Genomic DNA, 21071 nt, shown 5'->3' with positions numbered 1-21071 from the left:
TAAGAAACGAAAACAAAAAAACCTTTGACATAAGTCAAAGGTTTTTTTGTTTTTTAATTAAAAGTATATTTCGTCTCTAACTATTTCTTAATTATTTTCTCAATAACTGTTTTAAGTCCTTCTTTTTTAATTTCAATAATATATACACCTTTAGACAAATCACCTACGTAAACTTGAAATGAATTAGCGGAAGATTCTGTGCCCTTTATAATCATTTTTCCTGTTATATCATATATCCTATAATCTAAGTTGCTGTTCAAATAATTTGCTGGTATTTCTACATTTAAAACATCATTCATAGGATTAGGCCAAATTTTGATAGGTAAAGTGTCTTCAATCTTTGTTTCCTCAATGTCTAAATTATTTGATTTCTCACTACTTACTACCAATGTAAATTCTTGAGACATATTTACCAAACTTCCTTTATGAGAAACTGTAATTGTATATTCTCCACTATCTGCATTTTCTATTTCGACTTTCTCAATATTATCAACGTCATTAACTCCTTTTTCCGCACGTATATCATTAAAATCTGGATTTAATCTCCAAGGAAAAAATTCAGTTCCATCTCCTTTGGTAATCACAATATCTAAATCATTTATAAGCGTAGGAAACACTTGACTATCATCGAAAAAATTATTATTATATTTCGCTTCAACATCTGTCCATGCAATCGTAGCAATTAACTTATCACCTGATTCATTCAATATGAATTTTTTGGTATAAACTACACCATTACTGAGTGTATTCTCTTCAAGAAGGACCGAATTTTCTTTAGATGCTATCATTGTTTCAACTCCTTTCTTTGCATTAATTAAGCCCCATCCAAAACGATGATCGGGGCCAGGTGCATTTCCTACTTCATCAGCTGTATGTGACATAATTGCTCTTATTGTTGCTGACTTGAAAGGTAAACCATCTGTATTATTTTCAACACCCCACTGTTGCCATAAAGCTACGACACCTGAAACTGCTGGAGAAGCCATTGAAGTGCCACTAACACTGTTATAGGAGTTGTTTTTAGGCTCAGACGATATTGTATTAGGGAGCACAGGGTTACTATATGAAGTAGAATAAACGTTAACCCCTTTTGCAGATATATCCGGTTTAATTCTAAAATCATTGGTAGGCCCATAACTACTAAACGATGACATAGTAACACTTGAAGCATCTACATAATTATTTACTTCAGAAACTGCAGCTACCACTATACTATTTTTAGACAAACTACTACCTAACAATAAATCATTTCCTTTTTTTGAAGGATTAATTAAAGAGTAATAAGACCTATCATTTCCTGCCGCTATAACTGGCTGATAATATTTGTATTTATTGGTAATGCTATCAATACTAATTGCATCTCCAAAATAAGTACCAAAATAATAATCAGGTACTAATGGTTGACCTTGGTTATCTATTGCTGCAATACCATACGAATGATTAGAAACTAATAAACCTTCTTGAGCTGCAACGCTCATCTCAGAAATATCATTTCTCCAATCATAGGCCCAAATCTCAGCTTTTGGTGCTATTCCTTTTGCTTTTAATGTGGTACCTTGAGCCGCAATGGTTCCAGTAACATGTGTACCATGAAATCTACTTTCCTCAAATTCAGCTAACCAATTACTGTTTTTATTTTCTAAAGAAGGAATAGCATTTTTTAATATTACCCTAGAATTCCCCTGATTATCGATAAACTCAATGTGTGTATCTAATGCTGGTCTACCATCCCATACTCCAACAACCATGTTATCTCCGTCCAGTTTTAAACCTAAAATCCCTCCAGTTGAAATATCATTTACACGGGCTGTAGCTCTAGAACCACTATTACGAGTGGTATAATAAATTAAAGTTCCTCTGTTATCAATACCTTGTAACTCGAAATAATTTCCGCCTTCAGTTATTCCACTGGTAGGTATATTTTGTGATTCCGCAGTTCTAAATGCTTTTAATCTAGAAGTTTCCTCTCTTTTTTGAAATTCTATAATAGATTTTTTTGAATTTACGAGATTGTATGTTTTAGTTATTTTTTCTCGAATTACTACATTTTGAGCTATCATAGTTGAATAGGCACTAAAACATAGAGTAATTAAAATTTTTGTTTGAGTTTTCATTTTTATTTTTTTTCAAAAATCTAAATTAGTGCTTTAGACTTTAATACAACATTAATTATATAAAATTAACGATATAAAATTAGTTGTCTATCAAGTTATAAAAAACAACCAACACTAACAATACATTAAACCTAACGAATCAAACGAAAAAATATCAAATAAATAAGGCTGATTAATATTTTTAATCAGCCTTATAAAATTCTCTAAAAATTATTTATTTCATAAAAATTATTGTGGTTTTACACCATAATCTTTTACCAACCTCTTTAAAATAGCCCATTGTTTTAAAGCGTTTTTTGCTTCCACGGCTGGATACCCCAATACAGTCTTACCTGCTTCAATATTACCAGTAACTCCAGAACCAGCTCCTACTACAGCTCCACTTCCGATTGTCACATGATCCTTTATAGATGCACTACCACCAATAACTACAAAATCCCCCAAGGTTACAGAGCCTGCTAAACCACTACTACCAGCCATAATACAAAATTGTCCTAAAACACAATTATGACCTATTTGAACAAGATTATCTATTTTACAGCCATTACCAATAATTGTAGCGCTAAACTTACCTCTATCAACACATGAGTTTGCACCAATTTCAACTTGGTTTCCTATAACTACATTTCCTATTTGAGGAATTTTAACCAAACCTGTTTCAGAAGGTGTAAATCCAAATCCATCTGCTCCAATAACTGCATTTGGATGGATAATACATTCACTTCCTAACTGCGAACGTTCTCTTATAACAGCTCCTGACCATATAGTAGTCTTATCTCCAATAATTGAATCTTCTAAAATAGTAGCGTTTGGAAAAATCATTACTCCTTTACCTAACTTAACTCGCGCTCCAATATAAGCACCAGCACCAACACAAGTATCTTCACTTAATTCTGCTGTACTATCTATATAAGCAGTTGGATGAATTCTAGGTTCAAAAACCGGTAATTTAGGAGCAAAAAACTCTAATAACTGAGCTAATGCAATATCAACGTTTTTAACCTTAATAAAAGCCCTATTATCACCTGGTTCTATGGAAATATCTTGCCCAACTATTGCAACACTTGCTTTAGAATTATCCCAAAGATTTTCATAACGCTTATTTCCTATAAAAGAAATTTGTCCTGCAACAGCTTTATCGAGTTGTTCAGCAGATTTTATTTTCTCAATAGTATTACCTATTATAATTCCATTTAATAACTCATTAATTTCTTCGATAGAATACGATTTCATATTTATTTTTTAATTAAAAAACTTTGATATTGTTTATTCAGCAATTATACATAATTAAAACAAATCTAATATTAGAATTTAAACAATATCTTTATTTCACTCACAATATAGTTATAATACACTAATATTCAAACACATTGAAACAAAACAAAGTTTCAAAAAAACCAATTAAACCCTATTTTAAACTCCAAGTTTAGTTACTGTTTACTCAATAGTCTTGTCATCACACAATATTTAATCTATTTTTGCGTCTTATAGTAAATCGCAAATTGTATCACCTACAAACGAAAACTCATGTAAAAAGTAATACTATTAAAAAGAATTAAATGAAAAAAAGAATTGTTTTAGCTATTAGCCTAATAACTTTCACATCAGCAGTAAATGCACAAACTTCTAAGAAAAGTATTGATGACCAATTTACGTCACTTATAAATGAATCCAGCAATTGGCAAAGTTATAAAGTTGTTGAAAAAGGTAAATTAAATCAATTACAACGCAATGTTTTAGAAGCGACTAACCAACTACAAAATGAAATAGATAGTAGTAAAGCCGCTCATACAGAACAAAAGGCGTCGTTGAATGCAATTACATCAAAACTATCGACTACTGAAGAGGCACTCAACGAAGCCTTGAGTAGAGAAGACAACCTCGATATCATTGGCATTCCAACTTCAAAATCCACTTTCAAAATATTGGTTTGTATAGTAATTGCTATCTTACTATTAGCTTTAGCAGGGTTATTTGTACAGTTTAAAAAGAGTTATACTGACACAAAAGAAGCTAGAAAGAAGCTCATTGAAACAGAAGAAGAACTTGAAGAGTTGAAAAAACGTTCGCTAGAACGTGAACAGAAAATACGCCGTCAACTTCAGGACGAAATTAATAAAAACAGAAGAACAGAATCTAATTAACAAGAAATCAAACTGAAAATATAAAATATAGATAAAACAGTATATGAATTGGTTATTTAAATAATATTAAATACTAATTCCCTGTTTTATCTATATTCAATAAATTATAATCTACTTTTCGTTTTTCCAAATTTTTATTTTCAAAATTTTTAGGCATTATATATAAAAAACCTCCTAAAAGGATGTCATATATATCAAAAGTTAAAAATAAAGAACTCTAAAAGTTAAAAATCGAATAGTAAGTCTATTCTCGTAAATAAATCCGAACTTTATAATAAAATAAATCATGAAAAATTATATCATCTTAGCTGCATTTCTAAGTTGCCTCACATCTTCGATTGCTCAGGAAAACAATACAATAACCAACAATATTATTATGAAAAACACAAAAGAACAAAGTCAATCCATTTACCAATTCAAAGTAAAGGACATACATGGGAAAGACTTTGACTTCGCTACATTAGCAGGCAAGAAAGTAATAATTGTAAATACAGCGTCTGAATGTGGTTTAACACCTCAATACAAACAACTACAATCATTATATAAAGAGTTTCAAGACAAAAACCTTGTCATAATAGGTTTTCCTGCAAATAATTTTGGAAATCAAGAGCCAGGTTCAGATTCTGATATTTCTACTTTTTGTGAAGCAAACTATGGAGTAAGCTTTCCAATGATGAGTAAAATCTCAGTTAAGGGCAATGATATACATCCTATCTATCAGTTTCTAACTCAGAAAGATAAAAATGGAGTTACTGATAGTGAAGTCGAATGGAACTTTCAAAAATATTTAATTGATGAAAATGGTCATTTAGCTAAAGTTATAAGTCCTAGAACGCTACCAACAGACGATGAAATTAAAAATTGGATTAAAGGAATTGAATAACCCAATATTCTTAAAGGAGGTACAGTAGGTTTAAAGGTTTGTATGTATCTTTGATTCTTAAACCTACTTTATGATTTATCCTGAAATACCTTTAGCTCAAAGTATAATTGAAATTTGTAAAGGACATCATCTAAAACATATAGTCATTTCTCCTGGATCGAGAAATGCTCCTTTAACGATCGGATTTGTAAATAATCCTAATTTTAAATGTTACAGCATTGCAGATGAACGCAGTGCTGCTTTTTTTGCATTAGGCATCGCTCAACAACTCAAAGAACCTGTAGCATTACTTTGTACTTCTGGATCCGCACTTTTAAACTATTACCCTGCCGTCGCAGAAGCTTTTTACAGCCAAATACCTATAGTAATTATATCAGCCGATAGACCTTTATCGAAAGTTGATATTGGAGATGGGCAAACTATTCGTCAGCAAAACGTTTATCAAAATCACATTATATTCAATGCAAATTTGACTGAAATTGCCTCTTCTTTTAATGATATGCTTATAAACAAAGCACTTCAAGAAGCTGTATTAAAAAAAGGACCTGTACACATAAACGCTCCTTTTGAAGAACCTCTTTACAATATTGTAGAGCAAAAAAGTGTATCTCCCGTAATTATTTCTCCTCATATCCCTGCTGCAAAAGTGGAAATACATCCTTTTGTCAAGACTTGGAACAATGCAAACAAAAAACTTGTACTGATTGGTGTTTGTGAACCACATATGTTAAATCAAGCAATTATTGATTATTTAGCAAACGATACAACTGTAGTTGTAATGACAGAGGTTACCTCTAATATTCATCATCCGAATTTTATTCAACATATAGATCGATTTATAACCCCTTTCGATGAAGTAGATTTCAATGATTTTCAACCAGAACTCCTCATTACTTTTGGAGGTATGGTAGTATCTAAAAGAATTAAAGCATTTTTAAGAAAATACAAACCATTAAAACAATGGCATATAGACATACATCGCCATTACGATACTTATGATAGTCTAACGGATAAAATCATTACAACACCTAATGATTTCTTTTCTGAACTCTTTAAATATACGGACAATTCAAAAATTGGTAACTATCGGCATTGGGCTTTAAATCTAGCAAAAAAACGTCAGATTGCTCATCAAAAATACGTTTCGAAAATTCCATTTTCTGATATGGAAGTTTTTCAATTCATATTCAATAATATCCCAAATCACATTCAATTACAAATCAGTAATAGTGCTTCAATAAGATATGCTCAATTGTTTGATTTAGATCCAACTATTGAAGTATTTTGCAATCGAGGAACCAGTGGTATCGACGGAAGTACTTCTACAGCAATAGGAGCAGCTGTAGCTTCTAAAAAACAAAATATTTTAATTACGGGTGATATTAGTTTTTTCTATGATAACAACGCTTTATGGAACATGTACATTCCTCCTAACTTTAAAATAATTCTTTTAAATAATCAAGGTGGTGGTATATTTAGAATATTACCTGGCCATCAAGAATCTCCTACTTTCAACACTTATTTCGAAACAGAGCATAATTTAAATGCAGAGCATTTGGCCAAAATGCACCAGTTTGATTATTATAATGTTAAAGATATAAATTCTCTAAAGACTACTTTTAGTTCTTTTATTTCAAGAAATGAAAAACCTGCAATATTTGAGATAAATACTCCTACGAAAATAAATGACACTATTTTAAAAGAATATTTCAAAAACCTGGTTTAACAGATTTATTTACATTGTTTCGTAATAATTAATTAATTATATTCGTATACAACTAATTTATAAATTATGAGCAAAAGAACTGAATTAATAGAAAAGTATGCCGCGGATTTAAAAGAAAAATGCGGAGTCACTCCTAACATGGAGTTATTAGAGAAAGTTACAATCGGATGTGGTCCTTCTATTTACAATAAGGATTCTTCTACTGTAGCCTCTTCTTCTGAAACTGAATTAGCAACTGTAAAAAACAATTTCCTTATAAAAAAACTAGGGTTATCAGACAGTCCAAAACTTGATGAAGGTATTTCTAAAGTAATGGAGCAATATGGTGCTTCTAATAGAAATAAATATAGGGCAGTTGTATACTACTTATTGACAGTACACTTCAAAAAGGAAAGTGTTTATAATAAGTAATCTTCTCAAGGAGCATCATAAATGATGCTCCTCTTTTTATTACCTTCTTAGGTTTTCGACTTTAAAAACACATTTCCAAAGATGTAAAACACGATGCAAAATCCGATCTTGTTATATATTAAGTGTAATAAAAAATACTAAAACCTGCCTTTGTTATTATAAAACTAAAACAATAACAAATCAAAACTTTCTCTACTTCAAATAGTAATACTTCCATAAATCTTGAATTAACAACTGTCCTGTTTTTGGGGAAGCCTACAATACTATCAAAACTTCCTGGTTATGACATTCAAATCTTTGATATTTATGATTTTGAAATACCTTCCGAAGAAAAAAACAGAAAAGGTATTCCACAAAAAACTTTATACTTTAACACGCATTTGATTAATTCTGATGCTATAATAATTGGGTTAGCAGAATACAATGGAACTTTTACTATAACCATTAAGAACATATTCGATTGTGGCTCCAGAGCAAACAAGAACCTATTTGCAGAAAAGCCAATGCTACTGTTATCGTTTTCACCAAGAACAAGAGCTGGAATTGGAATTAGAATCATAGAAAATATAAAGATAAAGAGAATATTTCCTTATTTTGATGCTAGGATTATATTTCACTTCCCAATTTCTCAGAGAATCATAGAAATGAAGAAATAATTAACACTGACTACCAAAAAGAAATAGAAAAAGCTTTTGAACTTTTTAAAGCTAATTCGGTATAATACATCTTGTAAGTACAGTTCTGGCAAGCATACCACCATTTTCAATTTACAAATCTCTTATTAGATAATAATCTAGAGATAAGTTGATAATTGGTTTTGTTGAAATGATTAAACTTTTTTATTTTTTTTAAATCATTATAAATCAACATCTTATATCTCGTATCTAAATTTGATAAATCTACCTCAATTTGTTCACTAACATACCGACTATCTATATCATTATTATTTCTCAATATTGCTAGCAAAACATTCCATTTTTCATTCTTAAACCGTAAGTAATCTAACAACATACGTCGATTCTTTACACTCCTATAACGCTTAATAATACAATTAAAACCCAAATAAATTAACCAAAACGATACTAAGATTAAAGTAAACTTTTCGAAATTAGTTAGAGGTTCAGTCATTCCAATAAACTTTTCCATATAGATATTTGATTAAAACATGAAGACTCAACTAACGAATAAACAAACCAAGACCTTATAAACAACAGATAACAACAAAGTATGATGTCAAAAAATACATATTTAATAAAAAAAATATTAAATATATATAAATATAATCATTCTAATTTTATATAACAAAAATCATGAGTTGTTTTTACTCTGAACGTTATAAATAATAGTTATAAAACAAAAGTACTTTTATTACAATCTTAAATAAAGAAGAGGTCGATATTACATATCGACCTCTTCATAAAAAAAATAAACAACTTATAGTTTAAATCAATAGTTTAATCGAAATTTTTTACAACAATAGAAGTAAACTTCTACTTTATGATTAAAAAATTGTTAAAACAAATATAGTTGTCATGCTCTAAAATATCGAAAAAAACGTATTAAGTATATCTTATAAAGGTGTTAGTATATTGTAAAATTCTATACATTTTATCTATATTGACTGTGTAATATGTTTTAATTGTGAATAATAAAGTTACCAATCATCTACTTAAGAAGTATAAAGAAGAAAAATAATCTCTATTTGTATAATTATAAATTATTCATTTCATTATAGTTTTATTACACTATGAATCCAACATAACTTAGCATTGTTCTTTCTCCAAGAGACATTTACCAACTCACCTATTGAAACATTAATAGAACTGCTATAAGACATTAATAGATAAACCTCATTGTTATATACTAAAGACACTAAAGCCCTTTTTAAAATAGTTTCATCAGATACTTTGTTAATACTATCCAATGCAATCACACAGCCAACTCCTACTTGCTCACTTGACCTAACGCACATCTTGTATAAATGATGATATGCAATCGCACTTAGCATAATAAAGGGGCCTAGCATCAATATTAATGAAATACTATACAGATGAACATTATTACTAGTTAAATTACTAGTCAAGAAGTAGTAAAAAATCACTATAAAAACACTAACTCCACATCCAATAAAAGAAATCAATAATATAAAGTAATAATAATTTTTGATTGCGCTATTCAGAAGATTAGAGGCATCCATTCTTAAATTAAAAGGGACAGGAATCCCTTTAACAATTTTAAAAGCCGAGTAATTAGATGATTGTTTCCCTAGATTTATCATGTTTTCTGCCGTTTCTTATTTTAAAGTTACAAAAGACAACTACACCTTGATAAGTGGTATTTCAATATTGACAATTAAATAACAGCTATTTTACACTAGAAAAACTTACCCATTTTTAAAAATAAAAAAAGCATCACTAAAGAAAGTAATGCCTTTTTATCTTCATTTTGATACAATACAAATCAATCTGGAATTGATCTTAATCTAATATTTGCTCAGCATGCGCTTTAGTTTTAACCTTTGTAATTATATCGCTAATTACTCCAGTTTCATCAATCACAAAAGTAGTTCTATGTATTCCATCATACGTTCTTCCCATAAATTTCTTAGGTCCCCAGACTCCAAATGCATTTATGACAGATTTATCTTCATCAGCTAATAACGGAAAAGGCAAATTATTCTTTTCCTTAAATTTACTTTGTCTTAGAGCTGAATCGGCACTGACACCCAATAAGGTATAATTTTGATTTTGAAAACGCTCGTAATTATCTCTTAAATCACATGCTTCCCAAGTACATCCCGGTGTACTTGCTTTGGGATAGAAAAACATAACTAGTTTTCTTCCTTTATAATCCATTAATTCATGGATATTGCCATCTTGATCAACTCCGCTAAAATTTGGAGCTAAATCGCCTATTTTTAATGTTAACATGATCAATCTCATTTTATTTCCAAATTTAAATAATTAGAACCTCAATCGCGAACTTATGTGTTATAAACATTTACTTCAAAAATCTGATCCAATCAGTTCCCTTTTAGATATCCTGAGAACTTAGTATCTTAGCACAAAACATTCCAACATGAACAAAGCAGAAAAAGTACAATTTGTGATAGACACATTAGAAGCACTTTATCCTGAAATTCCAACACCATTAGACCATAAAGATCCCTATACTTTATTGATAGCTGTTTTACTTTCAGCTCAATGTACTGATGTTCGTGTAAACTTAACGACTCCATATTTATTTGCAAAAGCTGATAACCCCTATGATATGGTTAAGCTATCTATTCAAGAAATACAAGATATTATTAGACCTTGTGGTCTTTCACCTATGAAGTCTAAAGGTATTCACGGTCTTTCTAAAATATTGATTGAAAAGCACAATGGCGAGGTACCGCAAAACTTTGATGATCTTGAAGAATTACCTGCTGTAGGTCATAAAACAGCGAGTGTCGTATTGGCACAAGCGTTTGATATACCAACTTTTCCAGTTGATACTCATATTCATAGATTAATGTATCGATGGAATTTATCTAATGGCAAAAATGTACAGCAAACCGAAAAAGACGCCAAAAGACTCTTTCCTATCGAAACATGGAATCGATTACATTTACAAATGATTTGGTATGGTAGAGAGTATTCTCCAGCTAGAGGCTGGAATTTGGATTTGGATATAATAACTCGTGTAATAGGACGAAAAAGTGTTCTAAATGAATATAATAAAAAAGTCCTTAAGTAAAACATAAGGACTCTTGAGTTATTAATGTATTAAATCAGTTTTCTTATTTCTATTAGTATACTCCTTAGAGTATTTTAATATAAAATCTATAGTCTTTTTATCAGGATTCAAAGACTCTTTTTTTTCTTTAGAGTAAAGTTTTATCATGCGCTTAATTTTAAATTACTATAGTTTAAGAACGCTTAATAAAACATTTTAGTATTGCATTAATCGAATAAAATTACATTCCTCTGTTCAATAATTTTTCTTAAATTAATCAAGGCATATCTCATTCGGCCCAAAGCAGTATTGATACTAACATCTGTTTGTTCTGCAATCTCTTTAAAACTTAAATCTTGATAGATACGCATACACAATACTTCCTTTTGATCTTCAGGTAATCCATCAATTAGAAACTGCATGCTTTCATCAATTTGACTTTTAATTAGCGCTTTTTCAATAATTGGAGAATCATCCATTAAAAAATCAAAAACCGAGAAATCATTTGTATCTCGTTGCATTCTCATTCTTTTCTCACGTCTAAAATGATCAATTACGAGATTATGTGAAATTCGAATTACCCAGGGTAAAAACTTACCTTCCTCATTATAACGATTTGCTCTAAAGGTATGTATAACTTTAATAAAGGTGTCTTGAAAGATATCGTTAGCTAAATCACGGTCACCAACTTTAGAATAGATGAATCCGAAAATCTTAGACTGGTGTTTTTGAATAAGCACTTCTAATGCTTGTTCTTTCCCTGCTATGTAAAGTTGGATCAACGAAGAATCCGACATAGTTGCATGTACCATAATATACTTAATTAGCGTGAATATGTAATTTCTAAAAAAGTATTTTTATGCTATAAGCTTCTATGTTTTTGAGTTTATGAATCACAAATATAATAAAATATTCTATTTAAGATACTCTTAACAGATAAAAATAGATTTTAATTTAGTGACATGATAAAACGTTACCAATGATCTTTATTTACTACTAAGTAAAAAAACAGATTTAAAAGAAGTAGTCAAAAATAAATATATTTTGTAAACTAAGAAATGTAATTAGCTATATCTCAAATCAATTCATTTCTGTAGAAAAAATAAAACCGCTACCTTTGTAAATTACCTATAAATGAATATGAAGAAAATAGATTACTCCAAGATAGACCCTAAAAAAAACATCATTATAAAAGGAGCACAAATCCATAATTTAAAAAATATAGATGTTGTAATACCTAGAAACAATTTCGTGGTTGTTACTGGCTTATCAGGTTCAGGAAAGTCAAGTTTAGCTTTTGATACGTTATATGCTGAAGGCCAACGTAGATATGTTGAAAGTTTATCTTCATACGCCCGTCAATTTTTAGGAAGGATTGACAAACCGAAGGTAGAATATATCAAAGGTATTGCCCCAGCTATTGCTATCGAACAAAAAGTAAATACAACAAATGCACGTTCTACAGTTGGAACCTCTACGGAGATTTATGATTATATTAAACTGTTATTTGCTCGTATCGGTAAAACATATTCTCCCATATCGGGTAAGGAAGTAAAAAAAGATACTGTAAGTGATGTAATAGATACTGTTAAAGGATTTGAAATAAAATCCAAATGGCTTCTATTATCACCTATTCATTTAGAAAATGATCGCACTTTAAGTGAGAAACTACAAATACTTTCACAACAGGGTTTTGCTAGAATACTTGTTTCAAACGAAGTAGTTCGTTTAGATGATTATTTGGAAAGTGCAACTGACTTAGATAAACAAAATGCAGCTAACTACTTTTTAATAGTAGACCGCATAGTCATTTCAGATTCAGAAGAATTCTTTAACCGTTTGGCAGACTCCATTCAAACAGCTTTTTTTGAAGGTAAAGGATATTGTTGTATTCAAAGTATGAATTCACAAGAACGATTTGAATTCAGTGCAAATTTTGAATTAGATGGATTGACTTTTTTAGAACCTAATGTACATCTATTCAGTTTTAATAACCCCTATGGTGCTTGTCCTTCTTGTGACGGGTATGGAAATATTATTGGTATAGATGAAGATTTGGTTTTCCCAAATACAGCACTTTCAGTATATGAAAATGCTGTTTTTCCTTGGAGAGGAGAAAGTATGGGGTGGTACAGAGATCAACTAGTAAATAATGCCTATAAATTTGATTTTCCGATTCACAAGCCGATCTATCAACTAAGTGAGGAAGAAAAAACTTTATTATGGGAAGGTAACACCTATTTTGAAGGACTAAATACTTTCTTCGACCAGTTAGAAGAAAAAAGTTACAAAATTCAAAACAGAGTAATGCTTTCTCGATACAGAGGAAAAACAAAATGCCCTACTTGTAAAGGAAAAAGACTTAGAAAAGAAGCTAATTATGTTACCATATACGGAAAGACAATTTCTGATTTAGTTGATTTACCAATCGTAAAATTGACAAACTTTTTTGACAACCTAGTCTTAAATGATTTTGAAGCTAAGGTTGCAAAAAGATTATTGATTGAAATCGAAAATCGTTTAGGTTTTTTATCTGAAGTTGGTTTAGATTATTTAACTCTTAACAGAAATTCCGCAACCCTTTCTGGAGGGGAATCGCAGCGTATAAACTTAGCAACATCATTAGGAAGTAGTCTAGTTGGTTCAATGTATATATTAGATGAACCAAGTATTGGATTGCACCCAAAAGATACTGAAAAACTAATAAAAGTTTTAGAAGATTTAAAAGCATTAGGCAATACCGTAATCGTTGTAGAACACGATGAAGACATTATGAAGGCCGCAGATCAAATTATTGATATAGGCCCTGAGGCAGGTACATTCGGTGGAGAATTAGTAGCTCAAGGCGATTATGAGACTATCTTGAAGTCAGACTCACTAACTGCTCAGTATTTAAACGGTAAGATGCAAATCGAAATCCCTAGAAAAAGAAGAACATATAAAAATTTTATAGAGATAATTGGTGCTAGAGAAAACAATCTTAAAAATATAGATGTACTATTTCCTTTGGAATGTTTGACCGTGATTACAGGAGTTTCAGGAAGTGGAAAAAGCACTTTAGTGAAAAAAATATTATTTCCTGCTGTTCAAAAAAAACTAACTGGTTTAAGCGATAAACCAGGACAATTTACAGAGCTAAAAGGTGAGTTTTCTGTTTTAAAGCATATCGAATACGTAGATCAAAACCCAATAGGAAGAAGTTCTCGTTCCAATCCAGTAACTTATATCAAGGCATACGACGACATTCGCGACTTATACTCTAAACAACAACTTTCAAAATTACGTGGATATCAGCCGAAGCACTTTTCTTTCAATGTAGATGGTGGTCGTTGTGAAACATGTAAGGGAGAGGGAACAGTGACTGTAGAAATGCAATTTATGGCAGACGTTCATTTGGAATGTGAAACTTGTCGAGGAAAACGTTTCAAAAAAGAAGTATTAGAAGTTAACTTCGAAGGTAAGAATATCCATGACATATTAACCTTGACTATTGATGATGCTATCGCATTTTTCGACAAACATCAACAAAGTAAAATAATTCAAAAATTAAAACCCTTACAAGACGTTGGTTTAGGGTATGTTCAACTTGGACAGTCCTCTTCAACATTATCTGGAGGAGAAGCACAACGTATAAAGTTAGCATCTTTCTTAGTTTCTGGAGTAACTAAAGAGAAGGCATTATTCGTATTTGATGAACCAACAACGGGGTTGCATTTTCACGATATAAAGAAGCTACTAACCTCTTTTGAAGCTTTAATAGAAAGAGGACATTCTATTATCGTAATCGAACATAATCTCGATCTAATAAAATGTGCAGATTATATAATTGATATTGGTCCTGAAGGAGGTGAACACGGAGGTGAACTGATTGCATTTGGAACTCCCGAACAAGTTGCTGAAAACAAAAAATCAAGTACAGGATACTATTTAAAGGAGAAGTTAGCAACTAAATAACAATACTATTGAAAGCTTGGAAGATTTTAAACATTTTTTGTTTCTAAAAGTTTCGCCAAGCTTTCGGTTAGTTTTTTTCTACTATAATATTGTAGTCCCATTCCATAAACCTTAAGTGTTCCTTCTTGATAACTTTTAAAAAAGTTCAATAGAATTTCCTTAATCTCTTCTTTTTGATCATAAAGTGCAACCTTGCCAGTATTAGTTTCTTTAATAATTTCAAAAAAATCAGCTTGCTCAGGTCCAATTGCTAATATTGGTCTTTCTGCCGCCATATATTCAAACAATTTACCTGGAATTATAGCTCTAGTTTCTTCTGAGTCAATTTCAATCAAAAGTAATACTTGAGCCTTTCGTTGCTCTATTAATGCCTGTTTATGATCAACATAACCAACATTTATTGTACAAGAATCTAGATCAAATTCACGGATAGCATCTAAAATCTCATTACTAACTCTCCCAACGAGCTTTAATTGAAAAGCTGCTTTAAATGCTTTGTTCTCTTTACGTAATTCAGCCAATGCTTTCCAAAATACACGAGGGTTTCTATTTGACAGAAATGATCCGATATGAGATATTGTAAAAGCATCATCTAATTCAACCTTTCCAACATATTCTACATCATAACCATTTGTTATAACCTTAATTGGCTTTTGAGTTATTTTTTGAAAATCAGATTTCGTAGTCTTACTAGTGACAATAATTTGATCCGCTTTGTTCAGAACTGTTCTTTCTAATTCGAGATGCTTTTTAATTGCAAAAGCTGTCAATTTCAACTCTTTATGATACCCAATGGTTGTCCAAGGATCTCTAAAGTCAGCAATCCAATGTAAATTACACAACTCTTGAAGCTTCATTCCAATCAAATGCATACTGTGAGGTGGACCAGTTGTAATAACAGTATCTATATTGTGCTTTTGAACATAATTGACTAAAAAGTTAACAGATGGTTTTACCCAACCAACACGAGCATCGGGAATAAAGAAATTTCCTCTTATCCATAACATCAACTTCTCTGCAAAGTTTTGTTTTCGTGAAAGTTTTATAATTCCAGAACTCATTGTTTTTGCTTTTTTTGCACCCAACAAATTTGCCAGCCTATAAGGTTCCCTAATAGGTGTTTTAACAATAATACAGTGTTCAGAAACCTCATCAATCAATTGCTTATCCAGTATTGGATAATTAGCATTCTCCGGTGTATAAATCACTGGCTGGTAACCAAAAGAGGGTAAGTATTTCGCAAACTTTAACCATCGCTGTACACCTGGACCTCCTGCAGGTGGCCAGTAATAAGTAATTATTAATACTTTCTTCAAATCCTTAATGGCTTGCATACAATATCTGTTTACTGAGTTTTTGACTTTTTTAATTGATAACCAGTAACTCCAATAACCATCAAAATCATCAGGATAAAACTAATTAAAGCAATGGTGCTTCCTTTCTTTACAACTTCTGGTTCAAATTTAAATTCAACAACATGTTTTCCGACAGGGACCTCCAAACCTCTTAAAACGTAATCAACTCTAAAATGAGGTACTTCTACTCCATCTATGTAAGCAAACCATCCATGTGGGTAATAAACTTCTGAAAACACTGCTAAACCACTTTCTTTATTTTCAGCTTCATACTTTAAATAATTTGGTTTATACTCAACTAATTTTATCTTAGCTAAGCTATCTACTATATAATTTTCTTTCAGAGAAATAGTTCCAAAATCAGAACTATTAAAAATTACTTGTTTCTTAGAATCAAATCCACCCAACATCTTCATTTCATCATCTGTAGTGTTTACATTTATAACCTTAGATATAAACCATGCATTTCCATTTGCTTCTTCATTTATTAATGAGATATCTCGTTGTTGTTCGTCTTTTTGGATAATGTATTTAACATTCATCATATTAAATATTTCCATGTTGTTTTTTGACAACTGATAGTCGAAAAGCTCTTGTATCCGCTTTGGTTTTGCTGCATGATAACCGCCTAATGAATTGTGAAAAAACGAAGACCTAGCACTATTTAATGAACCTTGTACTTCAAAAACCCTGAAATGTGTTGGATCATTCAATATCTGTTTATCAGCTTCCGTTGGTTGGAAAGGATTTTTTACTTGAGCTGCATTTACAAATTGATCTTTATTCACGTAGTTTAAGTCAATCAAAACCAAATCTCCAATCATTAATACTCCTACTATCACAACAGATACAGTAGCTTGTAATTTTCCCTTTAAATACATCCACAATACCCCAATTACCAATGCAACTAAAGCAAATGAACGAATAATATCAGAAGTATACATTGATTTACGGTCTTCAATTAAAGCCTCGATAAATTTAGGTCCGATTTCCCCATACATATTTTGATAATATCCGTCATTTAATCCAGAAAAACTCAACATTGACTTTCCTAAAAACAATAAAACCAAAGTTCCTAAAGTAGTATAAGCAGCGTATTTTAAAGCTTGTAATTTCTTTTCATTTTCAATATTTACAAAGGAATGAAGACCAAGTATTCCTAAAGCTGGTATACATAATTCCAGTATAACTTGAATTGAAGAAACTGCTCTAAATTTGTTATACATTGGAAAGTATTCGATGAAAAAATCTGTCAATACCGGAAAGTTTTTTCCCCATGAAAGCAATAGTGAAAGTATTGCTCCACTTAAAAATATGTATTTTATTTTTCTCTTTTCTACAAAGCATGCTAATACAAATAAAAATAAAATGACTGCACCAATATATGCTGGTGCTGCTACTATTGGTTGATCTCCCCAATAAGTAGGGGCATTTGAAGTAAATCTCAGTGCCTCTTCAGGAGAAGCTCCTAAAGCCGTTACAAATTTATATAAATTAGAATTTTTACCAACAGATTCATTATTTGCTCCTCCAGTAAGACGAGGTACAAATAAATTTAAACTCTCAAAAATACCATAACTATATTCTGTAATGTAATCATAACTCATAGCATTAGAAGTAACCTTTGACTCACCATTTGGTTCAAAAGTCAATTGACTAGTACTTCTTGTGCTAAATTCAGTATATTCAGAAGTAGCCATCAGGTTAGTTGCATTTACACCTAAAGCTAAAACTGCACACCCAATTAGAATTAAAGAAGCAATCCCTAATCCTTTAAAATCTTTCTGTTTAATATATGAAACCACATAATATATTCCAACAATAATTAAGAGCAGCAACAAATAGAATGTCATTTGAAAGTGGTTGGCATTTATTTCTAATGCAGCAGCGAATAGAGTTAACAGTCCCCCCACTGCGTATTTTTTTCTAAAAACTAAAAGTACCCCTGCTAATACCATAGGCATGTAAGCAATTGCATGCGCTTTGGCATTATGTCCTACTCCTAAAATTATTATTAAATAGGTGGAAAAACCAAAAGCTAATGCTCCAAAAAATGCATATAAAGCACGTATCCTAAAAGAAATCATAAGAATATAAAAACCTATAAAATAAATAAATAAATAATCCGCTGGACGCGGAAGAAAGCGGATTGCTTGATCTATTTTTTTTATATAACTATGCGGATATTGTGCTCCAAGTTGATAGGTAGGCATTCCTCCAAAAGCACTATTAGTCCAATAAGATTCTTCTTTAAAATTCTCCCTAAAATCTATTTGCTCTTTCGCCATTCCTGTATATTGAACAATATCTGATTGCAACATAGCCTTCCCTGATAAAACTGGAGAAAAATAAGCTAATGCTATACAAATAAAGCCTACTATTACTAGCACATGCGGAAGAATTTTTTTAAAGTCTTTCATAATATCAATTGCTGATTCTAAATTTCAAACAAGATGCTAAAATAAGAATATAAACTAGGAAACAGCAAAGCTTTAACTAGAAAATGGAGTATAAAAAAAAGCCTTATGCAATGCATAAGGCTTTTTTTTAATCCAATTCCTCAAACTCGATATACTCACCTACTTTTTTCTTCTCTCTCATCCCTCCACTTTCAAAATGGTTAGAGGATTTTGTTTCTTGAGCAGTATTTTGTTGTTCTCGATAATTCTGTTGTTTCTGTTGAAAATTTTGTTCGGCTTTTTTAGCAACTTTATAAATAAACAATGGAAATAAATAACGCATTGCAAACTTAAAAGCATAATAACACAATACAATTATTAGTAGTGTCCTTAAAAAACCTCCGAAAGATGCTGTGTCCATACTATATTTTTTTTCAAAAATAACAATTAATTCAAATATCTATAAATGTGAATTCATAAATATTATATAAAATCCCCTTACATTTAAAGCTGATTAGGCAAACTAATTAATTTGCTTGAACCTCTTTCCATGCATTAAATCCTCCTTCTAACTCATATACATTTTCAAACCCTTCCTCCTTCAATAATTCATATGCTTTTGCACTACGTCCACCCGATTTGCAAAAAATATACAAAGGTTTATTTTTATCAAGTTTTGAAATCTCCTTTACAAAATTTGATTCCATGAAATCAATGTTTTTTGCTCCACTTATAGTTCCTTGATTAAATTCTCCAATTGTTCTTACATCAATCAATTGCCCATGAATAGTATCTAATTGTTTTCCAAAAGATATTGCATTCAACAAATGGTCTTTCTTATCTTGACAATAAGATGTCAAGGTTAATAAACTTATAACCCCACTTAGAACATATTTTATCATTTCTCTTATTTTTTCGAAATATACAAATTATCACATGATATTTATCATCTCACAAGTCATAATCAATTTATAATTTTGTAAAAAACCATTCAATAATGAGTATTTCAAAGATTCAAAAATACAATGTTCCTGGGCCTCGTTATACTAGCTATCCAACAGTTCCATATTGGGATATTGGTAGCTTCAACAAAGATCTTTGGTTAAAAAATTGCAAGAAAACATTTTTAGAGTCCAACGAAAGTGAAGGTATTAGTTTATATATACATTTACCATTTTGCGAAAATTTATGTACTTTTTGTGGTTGTCATAAACGAATTACAAAAAGGCATTCTGTTGAATCGCCTTACGTAGATGCAGTTTTAAAAGAATGGAGTTTATATTGTGAATTATTTCAAAAGAAACCAAAAATAAAAGAGCTTCACCTTGGAGGAGGAACACCCACCTTTTTTTCTACTGAAAGCTTGGAAAGATTAATTAATGGTATACTCAGTACTTCTGAAAAAGTTGAACCTTGTGAATTTAGTTTTGAAGGGCATCCAAACAATACGACTAAAGCCCACTTAAAATGTTTATTTGATTTAGGTTTTAGACGCGTTAGTTTTGGAGTTCAAGACTATAGTCCAAAAATTCAAATTGCGATTAATCGTATTCAAAGTTTTCACAATGTTGCTAAAGTAACTCTTTGGGCCAAAGAAATTGGTTATACATCTATATCACATGATCTTATTTTCGGTCTTCCTTTTCAAAAATCACAACATATAATTGATACTATTGAGAAAACAAAATCCTTATCACCTGACCGATTAGCATTTTATAGTTATGCACATGTTCCTTGGATTAAAGGTGTTGGTCAAAGAGGATTCAAAGATTCGGACTTACCTAAAGATGAGGAAAAAAGATCTCTTTATGAATTAGGTAAAAATTTGCTCGAAAAATATGGCTACCTAGAAATTGGTATGGACCATTTTTCCTTAAAGACTGATATGTTGTATAAGTCTCTGTTACAAAAAAAACTTCACAGAAACTTTATGGGATATACAGCTTCAAAGACACAATTATTGGTTGGTTTAGGAGTTTCCTCTATTAGTGATAGTTGGACCTCATTTGCACAAAACGAAAAAAAAATAGAGACCTATTATGAACTTTTAAACAAAAACCAAATACCAATAATAAAAGGACATATTTTAACAAATGAAGACCTTTTAATCAGAAAACATATTTTAAATTTGATGTGTACAGGAATCACTAAGATTGATTTCTCTTCTGAAATTTTAGATATAAAGAATATTCTTGAGAATCTTAAAGAATTTGAGAAAGATGAACTTATTTACATTGATAAAGATACAATTCATATTCGTACTAAAGGTCATCCTTTTTTAAGAAATATATGCATGGCTTTTGACTTAAGATTACAAAGAGAAAAACCTGATAGACAATTATTTTCAATGACAATTTAATCTAATGAA

19 protein-coding genes are annotated in these 21071 nt (G+C 30.7%); 8 read left to right on the top strand and 11 right to left on the bottom strand.

Going from position 1 to position 21071, the window contains the following annotated elements:
- Positions 1-80: 80 nt before the first annotated feature.
- Both BM024_RS01285 and lpxD read right to left on the bottom strand, forming a co-directional pair.
- Positions 81-2114: a S8 family serine peptidase gene (locus tag BM024_RS01285; protein WP_090677641.1), complete on the bottom strand. Its 2034-nt coding sequence runs from the start codon at positions 2112-2114 to the stop codon at positions 81-83.
- A 228-nt stretch (positions 2115-2342) separates the two neighbouring features.
- Positions 2343-3347, bottom strand: a complete 1005-nt coding sequence (gene lpxD, locus BM024_RS01280) for a UDP-3-O-(3-hydroxymyristoyl)glucosamine N-acyltransferase (RefSeq protein WP_090677640.1) — start codon at positions 3345-3347, stop codon at positions 2343-2345.
- Positions 3348-3673: 326 nt separating this feature from the next.
- Between lpxD and BM024_RS01275 the strand changes: the two genes are divergently transcribed.
- From BM024_RS01275 to BM024_RS01255, 5 genes are all read left to right on the top strand, one after another.
- Entirely contained in the window at positions 3674-4258 is a 585-nt protein-coding gene (locus BM024_RS01275; RefSeq protein ID WP_090677639.1) for a hypothetical protein, read from the top strand.
- A gap of 286 nt (positions 4259-4544) precedes the next feature.
- Positions 4545-5141, top strand: a complete 597-nt coding sequence (locus BM024_RS01270) for a glutathione peroxidase (RefSeq protein WP_090677638.1) — start codon at positions 4545-4547, stop codon at positions 5139-5141.
- A 70-nt stretch (positions 5142-5211) separates the two neighbouring features.
- Complete coding sequence (gene menD / locus BM024_RS01265) at positions 5212-6867, top strand: 2-succinyl-5-enolpyruvyl-6-hydroxy-3-cyclohexene-1-carboxylic-acid synthase (protein ID WP_090677637.1); 1656 nt, start codon at positions 5212-5214, stop codon at positions 6865-6867.
- 66 nt (positions 6868-6933) lie between these two features.
- Positions 6934-7278: a DUF2853 family protein gene (locus tag BM024_RS01260; RefSeq protein WP_090677636.1), complete on the top strand. Its 345-nt coding sequence runs from the start codon at positions 6934-6936 to the stop codon at positions 7276-7278.
- Positions 7279-7523: 245 nt separating this feature from the next.
- Entirely contained in the window at positions 7524-7934 is a 411-nt protein-coding gene (locus BM024_RS01255) for an NADPH-dependent FMN reductase (protein ID WP_245753842.1), read from the top strand.
- Between the two features lie 106 nt (positions 7935-8040).
- Here the strand turns inward: BM024_RS01255 and BM024_RS01250 are convergent, their stop codons facing one another.
- The 3 genes from BM024_RS01250 to bcp form a co-directional block, all read right to left on the bottom strand.
- The gene (locus tag BM024_RS01250) at positions 8041-8424 is read right to left on the bottom strand and encodes a hypothetical protein (RefSeq protein ID WP_090677635.1); all 384 of its coding nucleotides are present in this window, start codon (positions 8422-8424) and stop codon (positions 8041-8043) included.
- A 583-nt stretch (positions 8425-9007) separates the two neighbouring features.
- Positions 9008-9556, bottom strand: a complete 549-nt coding sequence (locus tag BM024_RS01245) for a hypothetical protein (protein ID WP_090677634.1) — start codon at positions 9554-9556, stop codon at positions 9008-9010.
- A gap of 199 nt (positions 9557-9755) precedes the next feature.
- Positions 9756-10208: a thioredoxin-dependent thiol peroxidase gene (bcp, locus tag BM024_RS01240; RefSeq protein ID WP_090677633.1), complete on the bottom strand. Its 453-nt coding sequence runs from the start codon at positions 10206-10208 to the stop codon at positions 9756-9758.
- Between the two features lie 148 nt (positions 10209-10356).
- Between bcp and BM024_RS01235 the strand changes: the two genes are divergently transcribed.
- Complete coding sequence (locus BM024_RS01235) at positions 10357-11016, top strand: endonuclease III domain-containing protein (protein ID WP_090677632.1); 660 nt, start codon at positions 10357-10359, stop codon at positions 11014-11016.
- A 21-nt stretch (positions 11017-11037) separates the two neighbouring features.
- Here BM024_RS01235 and BM024_RS13835 read toward each other — a convergent pair whose 3' ends face one another.
- Together BM024_RS13835 and BM024_RS01230 are read right to left on the bottom strand one after the other, a co-directional pair.
- Positions 11038-11163, bottom strand: a complete 126-nt coding sequence (locus BM024_RS13835) for a hypothetical protein (RefSeq protein ID WP_262492997.1) — start codon at positions 11161-11163, stop codon at positions 11038-11040.
- Positions 11164-11222: 59 nt separating this feature from the next.
- Positions 11223-11807 carry a sigma-70 family RNA polymerase sigma factor gene (locus BM024_RS01230; protein WP_090677631.1) on the bottom strand — a complete coding sequence of 195 codons (585 nt, stop codon included), beginning with the start codon at positions 11805-11807 and terminating at the stop codon, positions 11223-11225.
- Positions 11808-12135: 328 nt separating this feature from the next.
- Between BM024_RS01230 and uvrA the strand changes: the two genes are divergently transcribed.
- Complete coding sequence (uvrA, locus tag BM024_RS01225) at positions 12136-14949, top strand: excinuclease ABC subunit UvrA (RefSeq protein ID WP_090677630.1); 2814 nt, start codon at positions 12136-12138, stop codon at positions 14947-14949.
- Positions 14950-14975: 26 nt separating this feature from the next.
- Here uvrA and BM024_RS01220 read toward each other — a convergent pair whose 3' ends face one another.
- From BM024_RS01220 to BM024_RS01205, 4 genes are all read right to left on the bottom strand, one after another.
- The gene (locus BM024_RS01220; protein WP_090677629.1) at positions 14976-16283 is read right to left on the bottom strand and encodes a glycosyltransferase family 4 protein; all 1308 of its coding nucleotides are present in this window, start codon (positions 16281-16283) and stop codon (positions 14976-14978) included.
- 11 nt (positions 16284-16294) lie between these two features.
- Positions 16295-18724, bottom strand: coding sequence for a YfhO family protein (locus BM024_RS01215; protein ID WP_090677628.1), 2430 nt, complete (start codon positions 18722-18724; stop codon positions 16295-16297).
- Positions 18725-18851: 127 nt separating this feature from the next.
- The gene (locus BM024_RS01210) at positions 18852-19124 is read right to left on the bottom strand and encodes a DUF4834 domain-containing protein (protein ID WP_090677627.1); all 273 of its coding nucleotides are present in this window, start codon (positions 19122-19124) and stop codon (positions 18852-18854) included.
- 106 nt (positions 19125-19230) lie between these two features.
- Positions 19231-19605, bottom strand: a complete 375-nt coding sequence (locus BM024_RS01205; protein ID WP_090677626.1) for a rhodanese-like domain-containing protein — start codon at positions 19603-19605, stop codon at positions 19231-19233.
- Positions 19606-19700: 95 nt separating this feature from the next.
- On the opposite strand from BM024_RS01205, the gene hemN reads away from it, so the two are divergent.
- Positions 19701-21062 (top strand): oxygen-independent coproporphyrinogen III oxidase, encoded by a 1362-nt coding sequence (gene hemN, locus BM024_RS01200; RefSeq protein ID WP_090677625.1) that lies wholly within the window; start codon positions 19701-19703, stop codon positions 21060-21062.
- The last annotated feature ends 9 nt before the right edge of the window (positions 21063-21071 follow it).

This window comes from Myroides guanonis (assembly GCF_900114085.1).
Taxonomy (GTDB): domain Bacteria; phylum Bacteroidota; class Bacteroidia; order Flavobacteriales; family Flavobacteriaceae; genus Flavobacterium; species Flavobacterium guanonis.
The sequence above is the reverse complement of the archived record's forward strand: the minus strand, read 5'-3'. Positions and strand labels throughout refer to the sequence as shown.